The sequence below is a fragment of the Hymenobacter defluvii genome (assembly GCF_017589435.1).
Taxonomy (GTDB): Bacteria; Bacteroidota; Bacteroidia; order Cytophagales; family Hymenobacteraceae; genus Hymenobacter; species Hymenobacter profundi.
The window spans coordinates 22,172-28,171 of the sequence record NZ_JAGETX010000029.1; the positions used below are offsets into that span (position 1 = coordinate 22,172).

General features: G+C 54.1%; 7 protein-coding genes. All 7 read left to right on the forward strand.

Annotation, left to right across the window (positions count from 1 at the left end):
- The first annotated feature begins 210 nt into the window (after window positions 1–210).
- Window positions 211–618, forward strand: coding sequence for an IS110 family transposase (locus J4D97_RS21650; protein WP_208309406.1), 408 nt, complete (start codon window positions 211–213; stop codon window positions 616–618).
- Entirely contained in the window at window positions 579–1,280 is a 702-nt protein-coding gene (locus J4D97_RS23940) for a transposase (protein WP_208309407.1), read from the forward strand. Before J4D97_RS21650 ends, J4D97_RS23940 begins: the two co-directional genes overlap by 40 nt.
- Window positions 1,281–1,575: 295 nt before the next feature.
- Window positions 1,576–2,565 carry an IS110 family transposase gene (locus tag J4D97_RS21660; RefSeq protein ID WP_208309408.1) on the forward strand — a complete coding sequence of 330 codons (990 nt, stop codon included), beginning with the start codon at window positions 1,576–1,578 and terminating at the stop codon, window positions 2,563–2,565.
- A gap of 992 nt (window positions 2,566–3,557) precedes the next feature.
- Complete coding sequence (locus J4D97_RS21665) at window positions 3,558–3,887, forward strand: plasmid mobilization protein (protein ID WP_208309409.1); 330 nt, start codon at window positions 3,558–3,560, stop codon at window positions 3,885–3,887.
- Window positions 3,884–4,684, forward strand: a complete 801-nt coding sequence (locus J4D97_RS21670) for a relaxase/mobilization nuclease domain-containing protein (RefSeq protein WP_208309410.1) — start codon at window positions 3,884–3,886, stop codon at window positions 4,682–4,684. Before J4D97_RS21665 ends, J4D97_RS21670 begins: the two co-directional genes overlap by 4 nt.
- A 31-nt stretch (window positions 4,685–4,715) precedes the next feature.
- Window positions 4,716–5,318, forward strand: a complete 603-nt coding sequence (locus tag J4D97_RS21675) for a hypothetical protein (RefSeq protein WP_208309411.1) — start codon at window positions 4,716–4,718, stop codon at window positions 5,316–5,318.
- Between the two features lie 111 nt (window positions 5,319–5,429).
- Window positions 5,430–6,000, forward strand: a 571-nt coding sequence (locus J4D97_RS21680) for a DUF4184 family protein (protein WP_208309412.1), incomplete at its 3' end; no start/stop codon positions are given.

Here is a 6,000-nt window from a genome sequence, read left to right on the forward strand (position 1 = left end):
GGAGCAGGAAGCAGGGTCACCACGTTTAACCAAACGCGCGGCTGCGGCCTCGACGTTGTTACAAAGAAAGCGTACCCTGCTTCCGTCTTGCCTGAAGACTGCACAGGTTGGAGGGAACCTAAGCCGCGTGCGGGTATCCCGTATTTGTACGAGACAAGTTGTGGCAAAACCCTGGCCGGCTGATGGTTTCATCTGTTTACTGCTTACCCAATGCCCTCCGCAAACCCCCTGATTCCCCCGCTCAAGTACGTCGTCGGAATCGACATTGCCAAGAGCTCCTTTGTCGCCTGCTTTGGCCAGGCGGACAGCCACCAGCAGTTGCTATTTGGCAAGGAAACTGCCTTTGAAAACACGCTGGGCGGCTTTGCCAGCCTGCTCAGCTGGGTGGCCCGGCAGCAAGCGGTTGCCGTTCCGCTGTGGTTTGTGGTCGAAGCCACCGGCGTCTACTACGAGGAGCTAGCGTACCTTTTAGCCGATCAGCAGCCGCTACTCAGCGTGCTGTTGCCCAACAAGGTGAAGCATTTTGCCCGCAGCACGGAACTCAAAAGTAAGACCGACCAGCTGGACGCGCGCTTGCTGTGCCGGTTGGGTCTGGAGCGGGCTCTGCCTGCCTGGTAGCCGCCCACGCCGGCGCTGCGGCAGCTGCGGGCACTGGCCCGCGAGCGGCAGGGCTGACCAAGCAAGGGGCGCAGCTCAAAGCCCGCGTACATGCTTACCAGCATAGCTACCAGCCCAGCCGCACACTGACGCGCCTGGCGGCCCAGCAGCAGCTCGTGCTGACGCAACTGGCGGCGCTGGATCAAGACGCGGCGACGCTGTTGGCTGCTGCGCCGAAACTAGCGCAGCTGACCAGTATTCCCGGTATTGGACTGATGACGGCCATCATCGTGGTGGCCGAAACCAGTGGCTTTGCCCTGGTCGAGAATGAGCGTCAACTCGCTTCCTACGCCGGCCTGAACGTGGTGCAGCGGCAAAGCGGCCTCTTGGCGCGCGCGACCCGCATCTCAAAGCGCGGCAACACACGCCTGCGCACGGCGCTCTATTTGCCCGCGCTCAGCAGCCTGCGCCATAACCCGCGGCAAATCGCCTTTTATGCCCGTTTGCGTACGCGTCACCCCAGCGGCAAGCCGGGCGTCATTGCGGTCATGCGCAAACTGCTCGTGCTCTGCTACTCGCTCTGGAAAAACGATCAAGCGTATAATCCCGACTACCCCACGGCCCACCAGAGCAGGCATGAAATAGCCCCGGCCACAGAAGGGAGCCGAGGCTACACAGGATGAACGCGCACGTCCTCCTTCACGAAGTCGAAAATAAATAAATGCGGCTTAGCGCTTGCTTGCCATCACAGTATCCTATGTTCGTGTACACGCACTAATTTGGGTGGACAAGAAGGAAGAGAGCGGAACAAGATTCTTCACAGTAAGGGGCCTCGAGCTCGTGTTAGATGACAATCCCCGCTCTTTTCTAGGGGCACTTTGAACAGTTCCAGGAGGCCGTCAGAGCCAGTATCAGGATAGCGAAAGATTCTCTAGAAGTCCTTTTTAGCCTTTTTTCTCACTTTTCATTGGTTCACGCATGGTTTTCTCGTCTCTTCTGCCTGTCGTTGGCCTCGACGTGAGCAAAGCTACCCTAGCCGTTTGTTACCAACTCGACCACCAGGTGCGCCACCTGGAAGTGAGCAACGACAAGGCCGGCTTTGCCCAGCTTCTTCAGGTGTGTGGGGTACAGTCCTTGTTCGTGATGGAGGCCACGGGCACCTATTACCTCGCGCTGGCGTATCATCTGCACGAGCAGGGTGGGCAAGTGGCGGTCCTTAATCCCCTGGTTATCCGGCGATTTATTCAGATGCACTTGGGGAAGAGTAAAACGGACCGCAAAGATGCCCAATGGCTCCTGCGCTATGGCCAGCAACAAGCCATTACTCCCTGGCATCCAGCGGAATCGGTTCTCGTCGAGTGCCGGCAGTTAGAGCAAGTGAGCGAACAACTACTCAAGCAGAAAACCATGGTCAGCAATTCGTTGGAAACCTTGCAGCGTCAGCCCGTGATTAGTCCCCTCGCCCAGCAACGACTCGAGCAAACCTGGCAGTTGCTCGACGACCAGGTGCAGGCCCTCGAAGCCGAGTCATTAACCCTGCTGGAAACGCGTTTCTGTCAAGAAATGCAGCTCTTACGCTCCATTCCGGGTATTGGCCGCAAGACGGCGGGCCTGTTGCTCTTATTTGCCGGGGGCTTCACGCGCCTCGACAATTATCGTCAGATCATTGCCAAAGCGGGCCTTTCGCCCCGCGAGTACACCTCCGGCACCAGTGTGCGGGGCAAAGTCCGTATCATGAAGATGGGCGGCAGCTTAATTCGAGGCAAACTCTTTAGGTGCAGCTTTGCCGCTATAAAATTCAACAAGACATGTAAAGCCCTTTACGACCGCTTGGTAGCGAAGGGTAAAAATGGTAAAGTGGCCTTGATTGCCGTGTGTAACAAGCTCCTTAAGCAAGCCTTCGCCATTGTCAAATCTGGCGTGCCCTACCAAGCATATTTTGCCTCAAAATTGACCTTGAAAGCTTGACTTTTAACACAATTCATCTTTGTACCAAAATTTTAACCGAGGCCATTCCTCAGGCGAACCAGGCATTGCCGAACGAATAGTACCCCGCTTACTAAAACATCATAACATCATAAGTTAGGCCCGATTGAGTGATTCTTTCGGATGCTGAGACATCTTGAATCACTCGTACAGAGCAGTTGACAATACCCCCTCTGCTGTCTAGCTTGACTATAAATATGCTATAGCGATAATCTGTCAAAATGTCATACAGTTGTTTTGAACGCGTTGTCGATAATCGTGACATTTCTATTTCCGGTATGGCCTACTCTCCAACCAGCTACCCACAATAAGAGTGACACCAGTAGAGGGAAAGATTGTCGAGGCTGCATGCAAAGGCCTGAGACAAACGGTGCAGGTCCTTTCATTTCGGTTGAAATTCCTGGCTTCACCACTACAGAAGTGTTCGGTACCTGAAATAGGTTTTCCTACAGCACTAAGCATGAAGTCGGTAGCAACACCTCACTTCAAGAAAATCTAGCAAAGGCATTTTGAGTAATGGATACCTAGTCATTGCGTTACCCATAAAATAAATACTTTGTGTAAGCTGCTATTCATGGTCAGCAACAGAACTATCGAAGGCCAAGCTTTCTTACCTACAGACGAGGATAAAATCAGACTATTTTGTGATAATGGTTGCCGTGCTTACTTTGCCTAAGTAGTTGCTGAACTAACTAATCTTGCAGCTAACTGAATGGGTAATCAATGTCTGGAGGCTTCCAGAAAACACGGCTGTCCAAAAAGATTCGTAAATTAAGGACTTGCTATTTTGTAAGCTGCTACCGTTCTTAGCTATTATTTCCACGTAGCTTTATTCTAATATAGCTAGCCATGTTATTGGCGGCAAAAACTTGTGAGTACCGTGCTAAAAACGACGGTTTTGTTTTTCATTACTACCTAAAATAATCCCCCCATATTCTGTAGCTATGCAAGTGTCTTCTGCACCTGATCAGTCTTTGCCAACGCGTCGTGGTGGGCGGCCAAGGAGTCCAGAATCCCGGCCAGACCGGGCCACTGTACGCTTCACTAAAATTGAATATCTGGCAGTGAAGCGGCGGGCGGCGACTGCCCGGCTAACAGTGGCCGAGTACTGCCGACAGGCAGTGCTCACAGGCCGAGTGACGCCTACCCTGGACCCGGCGGCATTACCGGCGTTGCACGAAATGCGGGCTCTGGCTAATACGCTGAATCAGCTAGTGAATCAGGCGCGCGGAGATGGAATGCGTAGCGTAGCTATCAAGGCTGATGGCTTATTAGACCAACTAACCAAACTGCTGGCAACATGATTGGCAAGACCATTCTTGGCCGTAGCTTCGCGGGGTGCGTAGCCTATCAATTCAGAAAACTGGAGCAGCACCAGGGACAACTACTGCTTTGCCGCGGCGTCCGCGACTACAATGCTGCGGCCATGACGCAGGACTTCGAGCAGCAACGTCGGCTTAAACCGTCTTTGGGACGAGCAGTGTGGCACACGGCCATCTCCTTTCCACCAGAGGAAACAGCACAATTGACAAATGACAAAATGGCGGCGATTGCGCGGGATTACTTGACGGGGATGGGCCTATCACAAGGGCAGTACGTTGTGATTCGACACGATGACCGGCTGCACCCGCACTTTCATATTGTGGCCAATCGGGTGGCCGATAGTGGGCAGACCGTCCGCGACGGACTGAATTATGCTCGTAGCGAAAAGCTCCTGCGTCAGCTGGAGCAGAAATACGAGTTGACGCCTGTGCTAAGTCAGCAGCGGCGGCGTAACCTGGAAAACGTGCCCCAGCACGAGCAACAGCGCATCCGGCTCCGCGAGACAGTACAGGCATGCGTCCAAACGGCCAATAGTCTGTTCGAATTCACCCAGGCTGTGGAGGCGCAGGGCATCGCAGTCCAGCTACACTATAGCGCAAAGGGGCAAGCCACTGGCATCAGTTTTGAGCAAAATGGGCGACACTTCAAGGGTAGTCAGTTGGCTCGTTCCCTTTCACTGAGGGGAATTAGTCAGTTGCTTGAGCAGCAGCCTGGCCAAGAGAAGGTGCAGCAGGCAACGCGTCCACGTTTACCCCGGGCTACTGGCTTTGGCTATTGATAGTTTTGACTATGGTATTTATTCTCTTCTTATGAACAGTGACCTGATAGGTGAGTTATTACAAGGCCTGACACAGGACGTAACCAGCGTCAAAAAGAGTTTAGCAGCTCAGCCTCACCCCCAGGATTACGGTCCCGCACTGGAAAAGTTGACTGCCAGCGTGCTGAACCTACAGCAGGCCGTGGCAAAGTCAGCCGCAGCTTCCAATGCACCTACGCCCGCAGTCGCGACACCCATGTTGGATGCCAGCGTGCTGGAGCAACAGCTGCGACGGGCTGTAGCTGAGGAAATACGTCGCTACCACCCCGACCGGCCCCTGACGCAGGCCGTGCGGTACGGCATCTGGGTGTTCATTGGTGTACTGGGGTTGTTATGCCTCAGTTGGTTTGGGTGGTGGAACGCGGCGCAGGTCCGGGACCATTACGCCCGCAGTAATTGGTTCTGGCGCTACACGCAGCAAACGAGTGGTGCCTACGCTGCGAATGTCCTGGCCAGCTGGCGGCAGGATTCCGCGTCGCTCCAGCAGCGTATTGAGCAGGCCGAAGCCGCGGAGCTGCTCCGACTACAAGCGCAACGCAAGCGGGAAGAGGCTGCCACCCTCGAAGCCCAGGCGGCTCAGAGCAAGAGACCGTAGTCAGCCTTGCGGTAGTAGCTACTCAATTTCCAATTAGAAGAGCAAGATCAATATTTCAGGGGGAGCCAGTAACTTTGCGACACTATACTACTTCGCTATCCTGCACGTGCTATGCCATTTACCTTCTCGCACCCCGCGCTGGTTATTCCATTTCTACATGCTCGCGGCAAATACCCCTGGCTGTCTGCCACGGGCTTACTCACCGGGAGCATTGCGCCAGACTTTGAGAAGTTTTTCCGCTTGAAGCTTGCTAGTCACTACAGCCACACGTTACCCAGTATCTTCTATTTCAGCTGCCCAGTAGCGTTGGGGCTATCCTTCGTGTTTCACCTGCTCGTACGCCGGCAGCTGCTGGCCCACCTGCCGGCCGCATTGTATCAGCGGTTGGCACGATACAGGTTTTTTGACTGGCTCAGATACTTTCGGCAACACTATATTGGTGTCATAAGCAGTATTATACTCGGAGCCGCACTACACATTTTCTGGGACAGTTTTACGCACGTTAACACCTTTGTGACGCGAGCAGTACCTGCGCTGAATCGTACTATCTGGTTGGAAGAAAGACCCGTGCCGTTGCTGCAATTACTAACTGTGACAAACTCATTGGTTGGTGGGCTGGCCATCATATGGGCCGTTTGGCGAATGCCTGCTCGCCCAGCAGGATCCTTGCCCACTGCGGCTG

What these genes read in the sequence shown, in the direction of transcription:
- J4D97_RS21675 (WP_208309411.1), top strand. Translation starts at nt 4,716, where the DNA reads ATGAACAGTGACCTGATAGGTGAGTTATTACAAGGCCTGACACAGGAC.
- J4D97_RS21660 (WP_208309408.1), top strand. Translation starts at nt 1,576, where the DNA reads ATGGTTTTCTCGTCTCTTCTGCCTGTCGTTGGCCTCGACGTGAGCAAA.
- J4D97_RS21650 (WP_208309406.1), top strand. Translation starts at nt 211, where the DNA reads ATGCCCTCCGCAAACCCCCTGATTCCCCCGCTCAAGTACGTCGTCGGA.
- J4D97_RS21670 (WP_208309410.1), top strand. Translation starts at nt 3,884, where the DNA reads ATGATTGGCAAGACCATTCTTGGCCGTAGCTTCGCGGGGTGCGTAGCC.